Origin of the sequence: Mucilaginibacter sp. CAU 1740 (assembly GCF_039839285.1) — a bacterium.
GTDB lineage: Bacteria > Bacteroidota > Bacteroidia > Sphingobacteriales > Sphingobacteriaceae > Mucilaginibacter.
Window position 1 is genome coordinate 148,513 of sequence record NZ_JBDOQS010000002.1, and the last position, 17,319, is coordinate 165,831.

Annotated in this window: 11 protein-coding genes; 5 read left to right on the forward strand and 6 right to left on the reverse strand. The window is 43.7% G+C overall.

Features of this window, described 5'->3' with window-relative positions; all coding sequences use genetic code 11:
* Positions 1 to 422 precede the first annotated feature (422 nt).
* The 3 genes from AAFN85_RS05065 to AAFN85_RS05075 form a co-directional block, all read right to left on the reverse strand.
* Positions 423 to 1,922, reverse strand: coding sequence for a PKD domain-containing protein (locus AAFN85_RS05065; RefSeq protein ID WP_347525896.1), 1,500 nt, complete (start codon positions 1,920 to 1,922; stop codon positions 423 to 425).
* A gap of 5 nt (positions 1,923 to 1,927) precedes the next feature.
* Positions 1,928 to 3,244, reverse strand: coding sequence for a hypothetical protein (locus AAFN85_RS05070; protein WP_347525898.1), 1,317 nt, complete (start codon positions 3,242 to 3,244; stop codon positions 1,928 to 1,930).
* A 128-nt stretch (positions 3,245 to 3,372) separates the two neighbouring features.
* Positions 3,373 to 5,742 (reverse strand): outer membrane beta-barrel family protein, encoded by a 2,370-nt coding sequence (locus tag AAFN85_RS05075; RefSeq protein ID WP_347525899.1) that lies wholly within the window; start codon positions 5,740 to 5,742, stop codon positions 3,373 to 3,375.
* Positions 5,743 to 5,851: 109 nt separating this feature from the next.
* On the opposite strand from AAFN85_RS05075, the gene AAFN85_RS05080 reads away from it, so the two are divergent.
* The gene (locus AAFN85_RS05080; protein WP_347525900.1) at positions 5,852 to 7,315 is read left to right on the forward strand and encodes a HAMP domain-containing sensor histidine kinase; all 1,464 of its coding nucleotides are present in this window, start codon (positions 5,852 to 5,854) and stop codon (positions 7,313 to 7,315) included.
* The gene (locus AAFN85_RS05085; protein ID WP_347525901.1) at positions 7,305 to 7,994 is read left to right on the forward strand and encodes a response regulator transcription factor; all 690 of its coding nucleotides are present in this window, start codon (positions 7,305 to 7,307) and stop codon (positions 7,992 to 7,994) included. Before AAFN85_RS05080 ends, AAFN85_RS05085 begins: the two co-directional genes overlap by 11 nt.
* 191 nt (positions 7,995 to 8,185) lie before the next feature.
* Here AAFN85_RS05085 and AAFN85_RS05090 read toward each other — a convergent pair whose 3' ends face one another.
* Positions 8,186 to 8,899, reverse strand: a complete 714-nt coding sequence (locus AAFN85_RS05090) for a response regulator transcription factor (RefSeq protein WP_347525902.1) — start codon at positions 8,897 to 8,899, stop codon at positions 8,186 to 8,188.
* Positions 8,896 to 9,963, reverse strand: a complete 1,068-nt coding sequence (locus tag AAFN85_RS05095) for a histidine kinase (protein WP_347525903.1) — start codon at positions 9,961 to 9,963, stop codon at positions 8,896 to 8,898. The genes AAFN85_RS05090 and AAFN85_RS05095 overlap by 4 nt, the downstream gene beginning before the upstream one ends.
* Before the next feature lie 661 nt (positions 9,964 to 10,624).
* On the opposite strand from AAFN85_RS05095, the gene AAFN85_RS05100 reads away from it, so the two are divergent.
* Together AAFN85_RS05100 and AAFN85_RS05105 are read left to right on the forward strand one after the other, a co-directional pair.
* On the forward strand, positions 10,625 to 13,885 hold the full coding sequence (locus tag AAFN85_RS05100) for a TonB-dependent receptor (RefSeq protein ID WP_347525904.1): 3,261 nt from the start codon (positions 10,625 to 10,627) through the stop codon (positions 13,883 to 13,885).
* A gap of 10 nt (positions 13,886 to 13,895) precedes the next feature.
* Entirely contained in the window at positions 13,896 to 15,671 is a 1,776-nt protein-coding gene (locus AAFN85_RS05105; protein WP_347525905.1) for a RagB/SusD family nutrient uptake outer membrane protein, read from the forward strand.
* 75 nt (positions 15,672 to 15,746) lie between these two features.
* Here the strand turns inward: AAFN85_RS05105 and AAFN85_RS05110 are convergent, their stop codons facing one another.
* Entirely contained in the window at positions 15,747 to 16,229 is a 483-nt protein-coding gene (locus AAFN85_RS05110; RefSeq protein WP_347525906.1) for an Lrp/AsnC family transcriptional regulator, read from the reverse strand.
* Positions 16,230 to 16,329: 100 nt separating this feature from the next.
* On the opposite strand from AAFN85_RS05110, the gene AAFN85_RS05115 reads away from it, so the two are divergent.
* On the forward strand, positions 16,330 to 17,232 hold the full coding sequence (locus AAFN85_RS05115) for an EamA family transporter (protein ID WP_347525907.1): 903 nt from the start codon (positions 16,330 to 16,332) through the stop codon (positions 17,230 to 17,232).
* Positions 17,233 to 17,319 lie beyond the last annotated feature (87 nt).

The window sequence follows — 17,319 nt, forward strand, 5'->3', positions numbered from 1 at the left end:
CGACTTTTGGTTTGGTTTTGGGAGCCCTATTAGGTGACCTAAAAATATACCTTTAATATAAGGCATTGAACTGTAGCGAGTAATTATTACATCATTATTCCCTCCCTCTCCGCCTTCGCCCGCCGAAGCGGGCTACGGCGGATGAAATCCGCTGTAGCAGCGTAGGAGGGCTTCGCCCGCCAGAAGCTATCTTCGGCAGATGAAATCCGCTGTAGCAGCGTAGGAGGGCTTCGCCCGCCAACAGGAAATGAATTAGCCTCAGCGGTGAATATGACAAAAACAACAAAGTCCGATGAAATATTAAGTTTCATCGGACTTTGTTGTTTTGGAACCTTTTGCAGAACATATTTAAATCACGAATAAAACCGGAGTGAAGCTTCGTGAGGCGCTTTAGTGCCGATTTGCAATTGTTAGTTTGTTCATTACATGATTTTCCCGTTGGCGTCTATCATATCTATAACTATTTCATAATGGTAATCATTAATATCAACAAGGTTTGATAAAAAGATCACGCCGCCACTTTTAAGCGCATTTACTACAATAGGCCAGCTGTCAAACCCGCAGCAGGGCGCGCCACCATTAGGCATTGTGGTGAAATTATTAATACCAACATCCCACAAATGTGCCCCAATATTTGAATATCCGCTTATTGCTGATCTGAAGCCATTGCCCCAGTCTTGCTGTTGAACAACAATATTATCTTCAATTGTGGTTGTAAGTGAAACCGCCGGTGACCTCATTAATTTCCGATCAAGGAATGTGCCCGTATTAGAAAAAATGTATAAACCGGTTGCCGACCTTGAAACAATAGCATAAGTGTTGTTTTTTAACGCTGTTACAAACACCTGCGAGCCGGTTTCGTTGTTAAGCCCCCAACCTACAGTTGTATGCCATTTTAATTTACCTTGCATATCAAGCTTGGCTATACAAACCGAATCACAATATTCACAATATCCGGGCAATAGTGGATCTCGGCGCTTATTGGCTGCAACCACGTATCCATCACTTTGGGCCAGGGTGTTAGCTGCACCGGATGTAACCAGTTCATTTTCAAAAGATTTTTTCCATTGTATGCCGCCGGTAGCATCTGTTTTAATTACAAGGGAATGCGGTATTAAATTCCCGTACTGGTCGGGAATATTATGCACCCCGGTTAAAATGAAACCATTATCTCCTGTTTGCTGAGCATCAGTAAATGAATCATCACTGATCACTTTCGACCATAACAAAGCGCCGTCGGCACTCATTTTTATCAATTCGTTAGATGTTGTTTTGCCCAATGTTGAACCCAGGAAAATATAATTACCATCGCTACAAGTGCTCATGCTACTCAGTTTGATATTGGCATCTAACATTTTAAGAGCGGTTTGTTTAAGCCCTTTATCCAACTTCATTAAAAAAGTGGTAGCCTTATCATAAGCGCCGTTTATACTATTTACCGTACCCAGCAGCAAATAACCGCCATCGCGCAGGTCTTTTATTTGTATGGCAGATGTGGTGCCGGTTTTACCTGCAACAGTAAGCTTTATAATGCGTTCGGCTATGATGGTGGTAAGCTCAACACTGCTTGTATCGCTTGCTTTGTCGCTAAGGGTAGTTATTAGTTTTACTGTATATTTTCCTGGTTGGGCATAAGCATGCGCCGGGTTTTTATCTGTTGATTTACTGCCATCGCCAAAATCCCATCTGTAGGTTATATCGGCTCCGCTTTCAGAAAGGTTTTTGAAATAGAAGTTCGAATCGGTGTAAGCTATCGTTGAAGCTTTTTTTTGTTTGAACGATATATCTGTAACCAATGTTTGAAAAGTGCTTTTAGGTACAACAATATCAACAGTTACTTTTTCCGTTTTTTTACAACCTCCATAAATAGCAGCAGCAAGCAGCAATATCAAAAAGGCCTTAGTTTTATTATTTTTAAGCATAAAGGTTATAGGTTGAATTTTTCGACGAAAAAGATATTAGTGTTATTGGTATGAAATTGATCGCCCGTGATACATATAAGCTGATTGCCGTCGATAAATAATTTTGCCGGATTTAGTTTGGTTTTAAAACTTTTTAATATAGTTCCCGAAGGGTACGCGATGGCATCTACCTGGTTGGTATTGGCCGAAGCAGCGTAAATTACAGAGCCTGCATTGTTAACGGCAAAATCAACATAGTTCCCGGCGCGTGCAATATCTTTTTCATAAACAAGCCCTTTGGTGTATATCGCGCCGGTAGCTGCAGTTATAAAGTGCGAGCCATCCGGAAAAACGGCAACAACATTGGGGTTTAACGCGTGGTCGCCATGATAATTGTCGGGCGTTTTTGTAAGGGGGATACCTTCGGCACTAATTGTATAAAGGTTCAGATCTGTAGGGATAAGATTAAATGTTATATCAATAAGGCTGTATTGAGTATTAGGAAGTAACATTAAACGGGTGTTATCCCACGTGCCTGTTAGGCCTAATAGTTTTTTTGTTTCACGATTATAGATTTTTACCGTATTATCATAAAAACCGCCGAATGATCTGTCTGATGATCCTATAAACAATAAACCATTAGCGGTAACTACCGAACCAATTACTCCCCCCTGTACATATATTTTATCTTTTAGGGTTAGCGTAGCCGTATCGTAAATATATAGCCAACCATCATTGGTAGGCAGGTATAATTCGTTGTTATTGCCATTGTAACTCCCCAATGCGCTGTATCCCAATGAAATACCGGCGTTTATTGTTTTTATTAGCTTGTAATTTATGTAATCAACCGCTGTGATGGTTCCGTATTCCCGGCTAATGAGGTATAATATTTTATGCTCACGATCTGGTATGGCATCCGAAAAAGCGGCGGACTGGTATGTACCCGGCCGATGATAAGTTACCGACGCGTAGTTGTTATATTTTAATGAATCTGTCTGCGCGTAAACAATATATTGGATATCAGCAGCAAATGGCATGCTGTTTTCGGTATATGTAAGCGAATCGGCATTGCTAATAGTTTTTGTAGTGTAATCCTGAACAAAAGTGCCATTCCGAAAAATGTTGGCCGTGCGTGTAAGTATATACTGTTTAAAGTGGGCGCCTCCTGTTTTATTCCATTTTAAGGTGATAGTAGAGTCGTTTATAACTTTATCAACAGACAGTGTTATTTTAGACGGACTGGCATCAGGATAAACAATTCGATATTCATTTTCTATTTCTTTTTTGCAGGATGAGAAAAAGAGAGCGAAAACAATGGTAAAATATAAAATTACGCGATTCATGACAGATTTCGGTTTGGAGACAAAGATAGGATTTTGTACCAAATAACACCGAATCACATAACCGTTTTTATGACCATATTGGTTAATGAGGCGTTTTTTACTGCAAGCTGCACGCTACCGCTATGCTACTACTGCGCCCTTTTTCTTTCTTCTTCACTCGCTGTACTTCTGCTCCTTGAAGCAGCAACATTTTTTCCAAAACGGTATGAAAAACTTAAACCAACTGTCCTGCTTTCGGGATGGTGGAAAAAACCGCTATGCTGATCGAGATAGTTGATGCGGATATAGTTGTTATTGGTATTGAAAATATCATTTACTGCCAGGCGCAAGGTACCCATGCCTTTTAATAAATTGGTTTTGATACCGGCGTCAATCTCCGAGTTATGATCGGCCCGGTAAATTCCCTGGATGCCGGGGCCGTTGTAGGTAGCGCTGATCTCTGCTTTTAATGATGCTTTGTTATCGATAGTGAACGATTGTTTTAAAGTGGCATCGTAAGTGTATAAACGGAAATCAAAACTGCTTGACAGGTAAGCCGACTTTTCCTGCTGATAATACGCTTCGCCCAATACATTCAGGTCCCACCAGTTAGCCGGGCGGAAGGATGCCGATAAACGTACACCCGTATTAACACTTAAACCCAGGTTGGCTTGTGTGCCGTAATATATTTTTGTAGCGTTATCCTGAATATTGATATTGGTAAATACATCATGTGTAGCACTATAGTAGGCAGTAACATTGTACTGCTGTTTGTAAGTATAGCTTAGCTCCAGATTTTGTACAAAGGCCGGTTGCAGCGCCGGGTTGCCTACATAAACATTGTATGGCGATGAAAAACGTTTGGCCGGGTTTAAACGGTTATATTCCGGGCGTTCAATACGATAGGCGTAGTTAAACTGTAACTCGTTATCGTTGTTAAACTTGTATTGGATAAACGCCGTTGGAAATAACTTGAAGTAGTTACGTTGATTTAATGAATCGAGCGTGATGGAATACCCTCGGGTTTTGGTGTATTCGCCACGCAGGCCTCCTTGCAAAGTCCATTTGCCTAAAGTGCCCGAGATGCTTGTGTAGGCTGCCGAAGTTTTTTCGGTATAAATAAAGTGGTTCGAGTTTTCGGGGATGGAGGTTAACAAATCACCGTCCCTGTTAAAGTAATCAAAGTTATTACGGCTTTTGGTGCTGCTGTATTTAAGGCCCGATGTCAATTCCCAGCTTCCTATCTTGTAATTATAATCGGCCTTGCCTGAGTAAATATCAATGTTTTGTGAGCTTGGGGTATAAATATGGAACATGGTATTTGTGGGCGTTCCGTCCGGGAAAAACGATCCGTTATCGGCATAAGCTTTACTGTTGCTTTGATAAGGCGAGTAATCTACATCGATATTAAGGCTGCGCTTGCCCGAATCCATCTTCAGGTTATAGTTTAAATTATAAGCATACTGGTTAGCCGTATTGGCTGCAAAATTGACCGTATTTAAAGTTGAGTCGAGGTTCATTTGCCCATCGGTTACCCGCGTTAAGGTGTTGCTGCCGGTTGATCCTTTACGGTTATTGCCGGTTACCAAAAAGCCTAACACCTGGTTATCTGTAACCTGGTAATCTGCCCCTAAACGGTAATTGTGGCTGTTTGATTCATAAATAAAACGGCTTGGGCTATTCCATAACGAGGTGCCGTAATCAATATCCACATCATGGTCTTGAAACGTATGCCTATGCGTGTAACCATAACTGCCGTAAACGTTCAGCTTATCCTTTCGGTAATTAAATGATCCGCTACCGTTGTATGAACTGTAAACGCCTTGTGTAAAAGCGCTGTTAAGCGTTACGTTCAAGCCTTGTTTCTTTCCTTTTTTTGTTACGATATTGATAACCGATGCACCTTCGGCCTCAAATTTTGCCGGCGGGTTTGAAAATACTTCTATCTGTGCCACCAGATCAGATGGCAGTCCCTGAAGATAAGCCGATAGATCATCTCCCGAGATATTGAGCGGTTTATTATCCATATAAACACGCACCGTTTTACGGTTAGCGGTAATATCATTGCTTGCGCCAACTTGTATGCCCGGAGCTTTTGTCAATGCTTCCCAGGCGCTACCGCCGGATGCGATTATGCTGTTCTCCACATTAAAAGTTACCCTATCTACTTTGCGCTCTATCAGTGGCTTACGGTAGGTAACGGTAACTTCTTTAAGCTGCTTGCTATCCGCCTGCATCACTAACACGACGCTGTCTTTTGGTAGTTGAAGCGTTACCTGCACAGGCTGATAACCCACCAGGCTTGCCGAAATAGTGTAAGTGCCTGCCTGAGGATAATTAAGATTGAAATTGCCCAGATCGGCAAAGGCCGAGGCTATTTGTTTGTCCGCTTTTTTTAATGTGATGGTAGCTGCATCAAGCGGATGACCGGTTTCATCTTTTACTTTACCCTGTAGTTTTAACTGCGCCTGCAAAAGTAGGGGGGCGCATATAAGGAGGAGTGCTAATATCTTTTTCATGTCGCAAACCTACCTCAAGGCCCGGTTAAGGCTCGTTAATCAATGTTAAACAAGGTTAAATCGTACATTGGGGCAGCTTACGCTGTTATATTATTCTCAACTTCGTATTATGAAATGGCTCTCAAATCGATATGCATACCCGCTGGTGGCCCTGGCTATACTGGCCAGCGTGGGGCTACAGGCAGCCTGGCTTACCCAATTGTTTAAGGCGCAAAGGGTGCAGGTTAAACGCGACCTTGACCAGGTGATCAGTAACGCAGCCCGCAAAAGCGATTATCTGAGCGTGGCTCATGGCCACGAAAAAAGTGAGAACTTTCGCAATTTTTTCCTCTCGCCCGAGTGGTTACAGATCAAGCAGGCTTTTACCCGGATGCGTGGCCGGCATTTTGGAGGGAGTTTTAGTTCAAATATTAAAGAAGATAGCACAATCCTCGTTATTGGCCTGCACATAGCTAACGATAAGCCCCGTTTTGGACACGGGCATATCATCCGTACCTATGATAAAGGAGAAACAAAGGAGAGTGTAGCGGCCGCCGATAAAGTAGACTTGCGCCGGATGGATAGCTTGATAAAAGTTGAGTGTGTAGAGGCTCAGTTAAATGTTGAACCTTATCACGTACTATACAATTACGAAACCGGGAAACCCGAATCGACAAGTGATTTTGAGCGCTCGCAACATGCAGATTATCGCAGCGAGGTGTATGGCTATAATCTCAACTTCTTTTTGCACACTTATCAATTGGTGGTGCAATCTGTTGATGGGATAGTTTTTTACAGGATGCGTTACTATTTATTATCGTCACTGTTGATGCTACTGTTAACAGGTGCCGCGTTTATATTTCTGTTCAGGGTGATTCGCAGCCAGCGTATGTACACGCAGGCCAGGATAGCTTTTACCGGTAATATGACACATGAACTGAAAACCCCGGTATCGGTTATTGAAGCCGCGCTCGATGCTGTGACCCGTTATAAACTTGCCCATGATCCGACCAAGCTTGAAAACTATATTGATATCAGCAAAAACGAACTCCACCGCTTAAACCTGATGATCGATAAGGTTTTGAACCTGGATCAACTCAACAACGGTGAGATCAAATTACGCCCCGAATTATATGATGTGCAGCAGGGGTTGGAAAGTGTGGTATCATCCATGCGGCTTCGCAATGAGCAAAAAGGGACAACCATTAATTACGTTCCCTCTGAAGAACCCTGCTTTGTAAATGGCGATCCGGTACACCTCACCAATGTGTTTTATAATTTAATAGATAATGCCTTAAAATACAGCGGCACAGGCGCGATGATCAACGTTACCTGTAATAGTGATGCCGAACATGTGCGCATAAGTTTTGAGGATAACGGGCCGGGGATTGAAAAGATTTACCGGGAGCGGGTATTTGAACGCTTTTTCCGCGTGCCCGAAAATCCGGATATTCATAATGTGAAAGGCTCGGGCCTTGGGTTGCATTATGTAAAACAAATGGTTGAGCAGCATGGCGGCAGCATCAAACTACGCAGCGAGCCAGGAAAAGGCAGTAACTTTATTATCCAACTACCCGCATACAATGAAGTATAAGGTTTTATATGCAGAAGATGAGCCAACGCTGGCGCAGATAATAGGCGATGGTTTAATAAATAGTGGCTACGATGTGCAGCTGGCCGCGGATGGGCAACAGGCACTGGAGATGTTTCAATCCAACCCGCCCGATATTTGCGTGCTCGATATCATGATGCCCTTAAAAGATGGCTATACCCTTGCTGAGGATATCCGAAAACTGAACAGCGGTATCCCCATCATTTTCCTGAGTGCCAAATCCATGCCCGAAGATGTGATTAAAGGTTTTAAAAGTGGCGGTAACGATTACCTGCGCAAACCTTTTAATATGGGTGAGTTGCTGGTGCGGATGGAAGCGTTACTTATTCGTTTAGGAACGCCGGTTGTACAGGATGCGCCATCAACAACACGGATTATTTTTGGCGAATGCGAATTGGATAGCGTAAGCCAGCAACTCATCACCTCGCATGGCACGCATACGCTATCCTATAAAGAAACCGCGCTGCTCGAATTACTCCTTCAACATCGTAATACATTGCTGCCAAGGCAGGTGCCGTTGATGAAAATTTGGGGCGACGATAATTTTTACAATGCCCGCAGCATGGATGTATTTATGTCGCACTTGCGCAAAATGCTTAAAGATGAGCCGAGCGTGCAGTTGATGAGTATCAGGGGGGCTGGGTATAAGTTGATTTATTGATATCGAACAGCCGTTAGATAGCGTCCTTAGTTTAAAAACCTGCCTGGTTGCACCAGAGGTACACAACTTCGACGTTCCGTACCTCTGGCACGGCTAATCAGATTGTATATTTTGCTACAAAGATGTTCTCCCTCTGGGAGATTGAGGAACTGAATTATAATACACCATAAGGGAAATGGATCATATAATTGCTAACCAGCATATCCCCCAATAAAATTATTAAGCGTTTGCCGGTAAACCTCACCTATAGGCAACTCGCGTTCATTAATGAAAACCGACGTTTTGGTTACAGCATCGATCTTTTCCCGGTTAACAATAAACGATTTATGAATCCTCATAAAATCGGCGGGCCATTTGCTTTCCAGTTGTTTGAAGCTTACCCTTGCAACCGCGGGTTTACGGTTGGTGGCAAAGTATATTTTAACGTAATCCTTTAATCCTTCTATATAAAGTACCTCATCAAAAGCGATCTTTAAAACGCTGTAGCCTACGTTTAGATAGGTATGCCTGGCTGCAGGAATATTAGCATTTGCAGTTTTTTGCAAGGCCTGTAACTCAAAAAGTTCTTTGGCCCGGTTACAGGCTTCTATAAACCTATCCAAGGGTACCGGTTTGGTAAGATAATCTACCACATGCAGGGCAAAGCCATCCATGGCGTACTCTTTATAAGCCGAAACTATGATCACCAATGGTTTTTTAACCAGCGTTTTGATAAACTGAAGCCCCGTAAGGCCGGGCATTTGTATATCGATAAATATCAGGTCGACATCGTGCTCTGCCAACGTCCTGGTGGCAGCGATACCGTCATCACAGGTATCTATCAGGTTAAGAAACGGGACTTTGCCAATATTATCGGCCAGTAAACTTAAAGCAAAGGGCTCATCATCAACAGCAATACAATTCATTGTGCTCCAAATTTTAGTAAAAGATTAACCTCAAAAAGGTTGTTATTATTTTTAATGGTTAACTGGTTCCGGTTTTCGTACAATACGTCAATCCGGCGGCGTACGTTGGCTATGCCTATACCCGATGAATTTAGCGGTTGCTCCTCAGGTTCGGGAGCAAACTTGTTAATCACGTTAAAATTTAAAAACTGGTCGTCGGTAAATAATTCTATCGTTATAAAAGGATCTTCAACCGCGCCGGTGCCGTGCTTAAACGCATTTTCAATAAAGGGGATCAGGAGCATTGGCTCAATAAGCTGACTGGTATGGCTGATATTGAAATTACTCTCAATTCTTACCTTTTTTCCAAACCGCTGTTTTTGCAGGGCTATGTAGTGGTTAAGATATTCTTCTTCCGTTTGGATGCTCACTTTTTCATCATCGGTATGATAAAGCATATACTTCATCAAGCCGGATAGTTTCATTACGGTAGGCTCCAGCTCGGTGCTGTTTAGCCGTACCATCGCCGCTATATTATTAAGGATATTAAATATAAAGTGAGGATTGATCTGCGACCTGAGAAAAGACAGTTCGGCCTTTAGTTTTTCATGTTCGGATTGGCGTAGTTTCTCCCTATACCTGATCAGGTCTTTAATGGTATAATAAGCCAGCCCCGAAGCTATGGTAAGGAAAAATGCAGGTAGTTTTGACCATATAGCACGCGGCAAACTATAGGGCACCTCGATCTCTAAATATAAATACACATAATAATGCACCATTAGGTACAGCACATAAATACCCAGTAACGCGAGTGTGTAATAGGAATACCTGCCGTCCATGAACAGTTTAGGGATGAGTATGATGGTATTGAAATAAAAAACCACTATCCAAAAAAAGTAGCCAACATAATCCAGCTTCATAAAATCGGTTATCACCTCGGCGTTGTAGATCTGTATCGGGGCTACGTGATAGGAGTGCATAATATAGGGCAAAAGCATCAGCACCAGCCAAACGCTTACATGCGCCAGGATGTTAAATTTTTTACCGTAAAAATTTAAACCTATAATGCGTTTATGTTCATCCATAACTAAATGATGGCTATAAAGGTTTATAAATATTGGTTAACACAATTAAGCATGAGGCAATGGCCTAATGCTTTTTACTTTGTTTTCTACGCCTTAAATTGAACGGTTTGTACCCGGTTTATAATTGGTTTTCTACCGTATCTAAGTTATTCAATCCGCTTGTTCCCCGTTTAAAATCCTGCTAAAACTTGTCGCATAATATGGCGTGTTCATCTCATCACAGCGGGTGATGGTCGCTTTCTCAAAATCGGTGCTCCTATAATCGTATTATTTGTGAACAATTATAACAAACCAATAGGCGGCGGGCTTCGCGATCATTTGGCAGGCCCTGTTGCATAGATAAACTATAAACATGAAGCATTGATGATGTTTCATGATCGGGATAAAGATTTCATAATGCCGGTGTTTTCATAACGCTGAACAGGTTGCCTGCAAACCCAATGTCAGCAGCAGTTTGAATGGCCTGCTATTTAAAGAACTTGAATGATTATAAGCATGATATCATTTGAGATTTAGTTGAGCAATATCACGTGAGAAATGGTATTGAGCTGCGTTCCGGGGTGAGATACGGAACGCAGTATTTTAACAGCAGGCAACCTTTACTCCCGCACGTTTAGTGCATTTAATAAACCCAAATATATAACCAACAAATCTCAAACGTATGTTCAAAAGTCTACTCCAAAAAGGGAGATTTCTGGGTGCGCTGCTATGCTGCCTGGTATCTTCGATGGTAGTTAACGCGCAGACAAAGTACAAAGGAACGGTTACCAGCAGTGATGATAAGCTGCCCGTAATTGGTGCCTCGGTGCGGGTAAAAGGCGGTACGGCCGGCGCAATTACCGACATTAATGGCCAGTTCTCCATCTCGGCCAGTCCCGGCAGCACATTAGTAGTATCGTACATTGGTTTTACCACCCGCGAAGTGCAGGTAGGTACCGATGCCAATTTAAAAATTGCCCTTACGCCCGGCAACAATACCCTGAACGAGGTGGTTGTTACCGGTTACGGCAGCCAGCGTAAAAAAGACCTGGTAGGTGCCGTTGCTGTGGTAGATATGGCGGCAGCTAACAGGCAGCCAACAGCATCTGTCGAGAACCAGTTGCAAGGGCAGGCCGCGGGTGTTACCGTTATATCGTCTGGTCAGCCGGGCGAAAATCCATCAGTGAAAATCCGCGGTGCCAACACCTTTGGTAATAACCAGCCGCTTTATGTAGTTGATGGTGTACCAACAACCAATGTAAGCGACATTAACCCTAACGATGTTGCCAGCATGCAGGTACTGAAAGATGCAAGCTCGGCATCTATTTACGGTGCGCGCGCGGCAAACGGTGTAATTGTTATCACCACCAAAAAGGGTAACGGTAAAGTAAATGTATCGTACGATGCCTATTACGGTACGCAGGTGCCTAAGGGCGGTAACGTTTTCGATCTGCTTAATCCAACCGAAATGATGAGCCTCCGTAACCTGGCCATTAAAAATACAGCCACGTTAAAAGGCCTGACGCCGGATTATACCAGCAATCTTTACGGACCTAATGGTAACGTACTGCCCGATTATATCAGTGCAGGCGGATCAGATCCATACGGCATCCACGATGGCGACCCGGCTGTAGATCCTGCTAAATACAATGTAAACCCATTTTATACTTCTGGTGATCCATCTGGCTTTTACCGCATTACCCGCTCAAATAAATCGGGAACGGATTGGTATCATGAGATCTTTAAATCGGCACCAATTCAAAGCCATAACATCGCTTTAAGTGGTAGTTCTGATCTGGCAACTTACCTGTTCTCGATGAACTACTTCGATCAAAAAGGTACGCTGATAGATACTTATGATAAGCGTTACACAGTAAGGGCCAATACAAGCTTTAACGTAACCAAACACATCAGGGTAGGCGAAAACTTGTCGTACTCGTTAACCGAAAATCCGCTGATCAATGAAAATGATGAAGGTTCGGGTATTGGTATGTCATTCCGTGAGCAGCCTATCATCCCGGTTTATGATATTAAGGGCAATTATGGCGGCGATAACACCGCTAACTTAGGTAACGCGGTTAACCCGGTTGCTGTACAGCAACGCACTGCCAACAACTATGGCGCTAATAACCGTTTGTTTGGTAACGTATTTGCCGAGGTTGATTTCCTGAAATACTTTACTTTACGCACCCAGTTTGGTGGTGAGTACTATTCAGATTATAACCACAACTTTACCTATCCGCAGTACGAAAATTCGGAAAATACTACTACAAACTCGTATGCCGAAAACTCGTACAACGGCTACAATTACACCTGGACAAATACTTTAACGTATCACCAAACATTTCATAAACACGATATTAAATTATTGGTAGGTACTGAGAATTATAAAAACAGGTACGAAACCTTAGGGGCAACCAATACCGGTTATTTTACTTTCGATAAAAACTATACTACCATATCAACCGGTACCGGTACGCCAACAGCTTACAGTACTATCGAGAGGGACAAGATCCAATCATTGATTGCCAGGTTGGATTATACTTTTAACGATGAGTTTTTGCTTAACGCAACTATCCGTCGCGATGGTTCATCAAGGTTTTCAACCTATCAGTATGGTTGGTTCCCGGCAGTGAGCGCGGGCTGGCGCATCTCGCACGAGAGCTTTATGAAAAACATAAGCTGGATAAACGACCTGAAGATAAGGGGTGGTTACGGCGAAATGGGTAACCAGATAAACGTTGACCCGGCCAATGCTTTCACAACCTTCGGTGCAAGCAAAACCAACTCGTATTATGATATCAACGGTACATCAACCAGTACCGTAGCGGGCTTTACCCAAACCAGGATAGGTAACCCTGATGCTAAATGGGAGCTTGATAAAAACCTGAACATCGGTTTTGATGGCTCGTTCTTTAACCAGAAATGGGATATCACTGCCGATTATTATAAAAAGATGATCACCGGCCTGTTGTTTAATCCTAACCTGCCAGGTACAGCAGGCTCGGCAACTGCACCGTACAGCAACGTTGGCGCTATGAACAACACCGGTTTGGATGTAGCTATTGGCACACACCAAACCATTGGTCACGATTGGAAATTGAATGCTTCCTTAACCTTTACCACTTATCATAACGTAATTAAGGCAGTTACCGTAGGTCAGCCATATTTTGATGAAAACTCAGGCCGTTTTAATGGTAGCTCTATCATTCGTAACCAGGTTGGTGGCCCGGTGGGAGGTTTCTTCGGATATAAAACTGTTGGTTTCTGGAACTCGCAGGCCGAAATTGATGCAGCCAACGCTAAAGCCGGTGGTACCTACCAAACTGATGCCGCCGTTGGCCGCTTTAAATATGCCGACGTAAATGGCGACGGCAAAATAGATGCCAGCGACAGGACTCTGTTAGGTAACCCTAACCCTAAATTTACAGGCGGTTTCAACCTCGATCTTACCTATAAAAACTTCGATCTGAATATGTTCTGGTACGGATCATACGGTAACAAGATCTGGAACGACGTGAAATGGTGGACTGATTTTTACGCCAACTTTGCCGGTGCAAAAAGCAGAACGGCGCTATATGATTCCTGGACTCCAGACCATACCGATGCTAAAGCGCCTATCCAGGAAATTGATGGCTCGTTCAGTACTAACACCGTACCTAACTCTTATTACGTAGAGAACGGATCATACCTGCGCCTTAAAAACATGCAAATTGGTTACAAATTTGAGCCAAACATGATCAAATCAATTGGTTTAAGCAGCCTGCGTGTTTACGTATCCGGAGCTAACTTAATTACCATCACCAAGTACACGGGCGTTGATCCGGAAATTGTGGGTGGCGGCACTACAAGCAATACAACCAGCAGCACCAATTTTGGCGTTGACAGGGGTAACTACTCGCCAAGCCGTACTTATTTATTAGGTGTACAAGTTAAATTTTAATTAAAACGTTATGAAAAATATTCAGCGCTTATCGGTTTGTGTATTGATCACGGCCGGTATAGTACAAAGTTCATGTAAAAAATCTTCTCTTGATCAGCCTGCGCTCGGCGCCTTAAGCACCGCCCAAATTACCAGTGCGGCAGGTGTGGATGGTTTGTTGGTTGGCGCGTATTCGGCTTTGGACGGCCAATCGGGTACTAACACGGCCTTTGGCGGCGGCTCGGCCTGGGAAACCTCGCCCGATAACTGGATCTACGGTAGTGTTGCCGGTGGCGACGCGCACAAAGGCAGTTCGGGTATTGATCAACCTGCCATTAATTCCATAGCCACCTTTACAGTTGATGCCAGCAACGGCTTTTTAAACAGCAAATGGAAAGCAGATTATGAAGGCATTACCCGCGCCAACAACGTACTTAAAACAGTAGGTGCGGTAAGCGGAATAACCGATGTAGATAAAGCCAATATTATTGGCCAGGCCAGGTTTTTACGTGGCCACTATTACTTCGATCTGAAGAAGATGTTTGGCAACGTACCTTATATCGACGAAACCACAACCAACTTTGTGCAGCCTAATACTGCCGATATCTGGCCAAAAATTATTGATGATTTTAAATTTGCCTACGCTAATCTGCCCGGCACGCAAACCCAGGTTGGGCGCGTTAACAAATGGGCTGCCGGTGCATACCTGGCCAAAACCTATCTGTACCAAAAAGATTATACCAATGCCGATAAAACTTTTACCGAAGTTATTACCGGTGGTACAAACTCGGCAGGGGTGGCTTATGGCTTAACCGATAATTACTTTGATAATTTTAACGCGGCAACCAAAAACAACAAGGAAACCGTGTTTGCAATTCAACAGGCCGCTAACGATGGCACCAATACCATCAGCGAAGCCAACAATGGCGATATGTTGAACTATCCATACAACAGCCCATTTGGCTGCTGCGGATTTTTTCAGCCTACCGAAGATCTGGCCAACTCCTTCCGTACCGATGCCAACGGCTTGCCTTACCTGGACGATTATAATAGCCACCCGGTAGTTAACGATCAGGGTATAGCCTCATCTGCCGCGTTTACGCTGGATGCCGGCAACCTCGATCCTCGTTTGGATTGGACAGTGGGCCGCCGTGGTATCCCATATTTAGATTGGGGAAACCATCCTGGTCAAAACTGGATCCGTGAGCAAAGTTCAGCCGGACCTTATTCGCCTAAAAAGAATGTTTATTTCCAGGCCAGCAAAGGTACTTATGCCGATAGCCATTCATGGGCACCGGGCAACGCCAATCAAATAAACGTGATCCGTTTTGCCGATGTATTGCTAATGGCCGCCGAAGCCAAAGCCCAGCTGGGTATCGGAGACCTTGGCCTCGCCTATGTAAACATGGTACGGGCAAGGGCCGCCAAACCTGCCGGATTTGTTTATACCTATAAAGACCCTACCGCACCTATGGGAGGCTATACCACCACACCGGCGGCTAAATACGTGATAAGCCCTTATCCGGCAGGTTATTTTACAGGTAAAGACCTGGCCTTAAAAGCTATTTACTTTGAGCGCAAGCTGGAGCTGGCAATGGAAGGCCACCGGTTTTTCGATATATCGCGCTGGGGTATAGCACAACAGGCATTAGCTGCTTATTTTGGTTACGATGGCAAAACCATATCTGATGTGGTGGGTGCTCATTTTACAACCAATAAAAATGAAGTTTATCCAATACCACAAGCGCAGATAGACCTTGAATCGACAGGGAAAGCATCAGCGTTGAAGCAAAATCAAGGGTATTAATACCAAACCGATATGCACAAATCAGAGAGGCTGCCCGCAAGGGTGGCCTTTTTTATTTTGATTACTGCGGACGGCCTATCGCCTTACAATATTAGCAGGAACGGGCAAGGCAAGCCCTACTTTTACGGCATCCATACAGATGGAAGATTTAAAACGCTTAATACCCGGATTGTTAAAAAATAGCTCGTGCGTTAGCGCCTCGTACTCCTGCATGGTATAAACTATAATTACCAGCACAAAATCAACCTCACCGGTAACATAATAGCATTGCTGTACCTGTGGTGTGTTTTTGAACTTGTTTTTTGTTTCCCGGGTCAGCTCTACTTTATCAACCTCCATCTCTACATCCACAACAATGGTAATAGGCGAACCGATGTAGGCCGGATTAATAACAGAGATATCACGCTGGATAACCCCAATCTCGCGGAGGCGCATAATACGGCGTTGTACTGCCGGGGCTGATAGGCCGATAGTATGACCTATCTCCTTTTGCGATGTCATGTTGTTCACCTGTAGTATCTCCAGTATTTTATAATCCAATTGATCTAAACTCTCCATAACTGAATGTTTTACGCAATAAAATTGCAAATTATGCTATTATTCAAATAAAAAATGCAGTCCATGTAATTTATTTTTGCGTCAGAAGGAGAAAATAATAATGAAACACAACAATACTAAAGGAATAATAATGGCGCTGATGGCGGCCATGCTATGGGGAGTGTCCGGTACATGCGGACAGTTCCTGTTTCAGCAACGGGGGATAAGTGTTGAGTGGCTAATGTCGGCAAGGATGCTTGGGGCAGGTGGTCTGCTTTTGTTAATGGCATTTATCCAAAAGGATAAAGATATCTGGATGATATGGCAGGATAAGGTTAGCAGGAAGAAACTCCTTGTTTTCGGGATATTGGGGATGCTCACGGTGCAGTACAGCTATTTCGCGGCTATTAAATATTCAAACGCGGCTACCGCTACTATATTACAGTTTTCGGCTCCGGTACTTATCGCTTTGTATCTTGCGTTCAGGCATGCGCAACGGCTTAGCGCGTTCGAATACCTTGCCATTTTGATGGCGGTTACCGGTACGTTTTTGCTGGTTACCCATGGCAATATCCATACGTTAAATATTTCGCCGTTTGCCTTTATGCTGGGCATGGCATCAGCCATAAGTTTGGCTATTTACACGCTGCTGCCAGGCGAACTGCTTAAAAAGCACACCGCCCTAAGTGTAATAGGCTGGGGGCTGTTTATTGGCGGGGTGGCTATCTCCCTTGTAAAAGCCCCATGGCAATTTGATGGCGTATGGGATGGGTACACCATAGCCAACGTACTCTTTGTAGTGATATTTGGCACGCTGCTTCCATTTTACATGTACCTGAAAGCAGTACAGATCATCGGCGGACAAAAAGCAAGCCTCCTAACTTCGGCCGAACCACTATCGGCAACATTAATAGCTGTGGCCTGGCTGGGCATTTCGTTTAAAGCTATTGATTGGATAGGGGCGCTGTTTATAATCGCTACGGTGTTTATGCTATCTGCAAAAAAGGTTACGGAGCCGGCCTGATTGAGGCTATTCGCCCATTGCGAGTAAGTAAAAGCCGGGGCCTCTAAAGGAGGAACGGCATTCGCCCCTTTGTCATGCTGAGGTACG

Coding starts and splice junctions, on each gene's coding strand:
- AAFN85_RS05065 (WP_347525896.1), bottom strand. CDS start 1,922: ATGCTTAAAAATAATAAAACTAAGGCCTTTTTGATATTGCTGCTTGCT.
- AAFN85_RS05070 (WP_347525898.1), bottom strand. CDS start 3,244: ATGAATCGCGTAATTTTATATTTTACCATTGTTTTCGCTCTCTTTTTC.
- AAFN85_RS05075 (WP_347525899.1), bottom strand. CDS start 5,742: ATGAAAAAGATATTAGCACTCCTCCTTATATGCGCCCCCCTACTTTTG.
- AAFN85_RS05080 (WP_347525900.1), top strand. CDS start 5,852: ATGAAATGGCTCTCAAATCGATATGCATACCCGCTGGTGGCCCTGGCT.
- AAFN85_RS05085 (WP_347525901.1), top strand. CDS start 7,305: ATGAAGTATAAGGTTTTATATGCAGAAGATGAGCCAACGCTGGCGCAG.
- AAFN85_RS05090 (WP_347525902.1), bottom strand. CDS start 8,899: ATGAATTGTATTGCTGTTGATGATGAGCCCTTTGCTTTAAGTTTACTG.
- AAFN85_RS05095 (WP_347525903.1), bottom strand. CDS start 9,963: ATGGATGAACATAAACGCATTATAGGTTTAAATTTTTACGGTAAAAAA.
- AAFN85_RS05100 (WP_347525904.1), top strand. CDS start 10,625: ATGTTCAAAAGTCTACTCCAAAAAGGGAGATTTCTGGGTGCGCTGCTA.
- AAFN85_RS05105 (WP_347525905.1), top strand. CDS start 13,896: ATGAAAAATATTCAGCGCTTATCGGTTTGTGTATTGATCACGGCCGGT.
- AAFN85_RS05110 (WP_347525906.1), bottom strand. CDS start 16,229: ATGGAGAGTTTAGATCAATTGGATTATAAAATACTGGAGATACTACAG.
- AAFN85_RS05115 (WP_347525907.1), top strand. CDS start 16,330: ATGAAACACAACAATACTAAAGGAATAATAATGGCGCTGATGGCGGCC.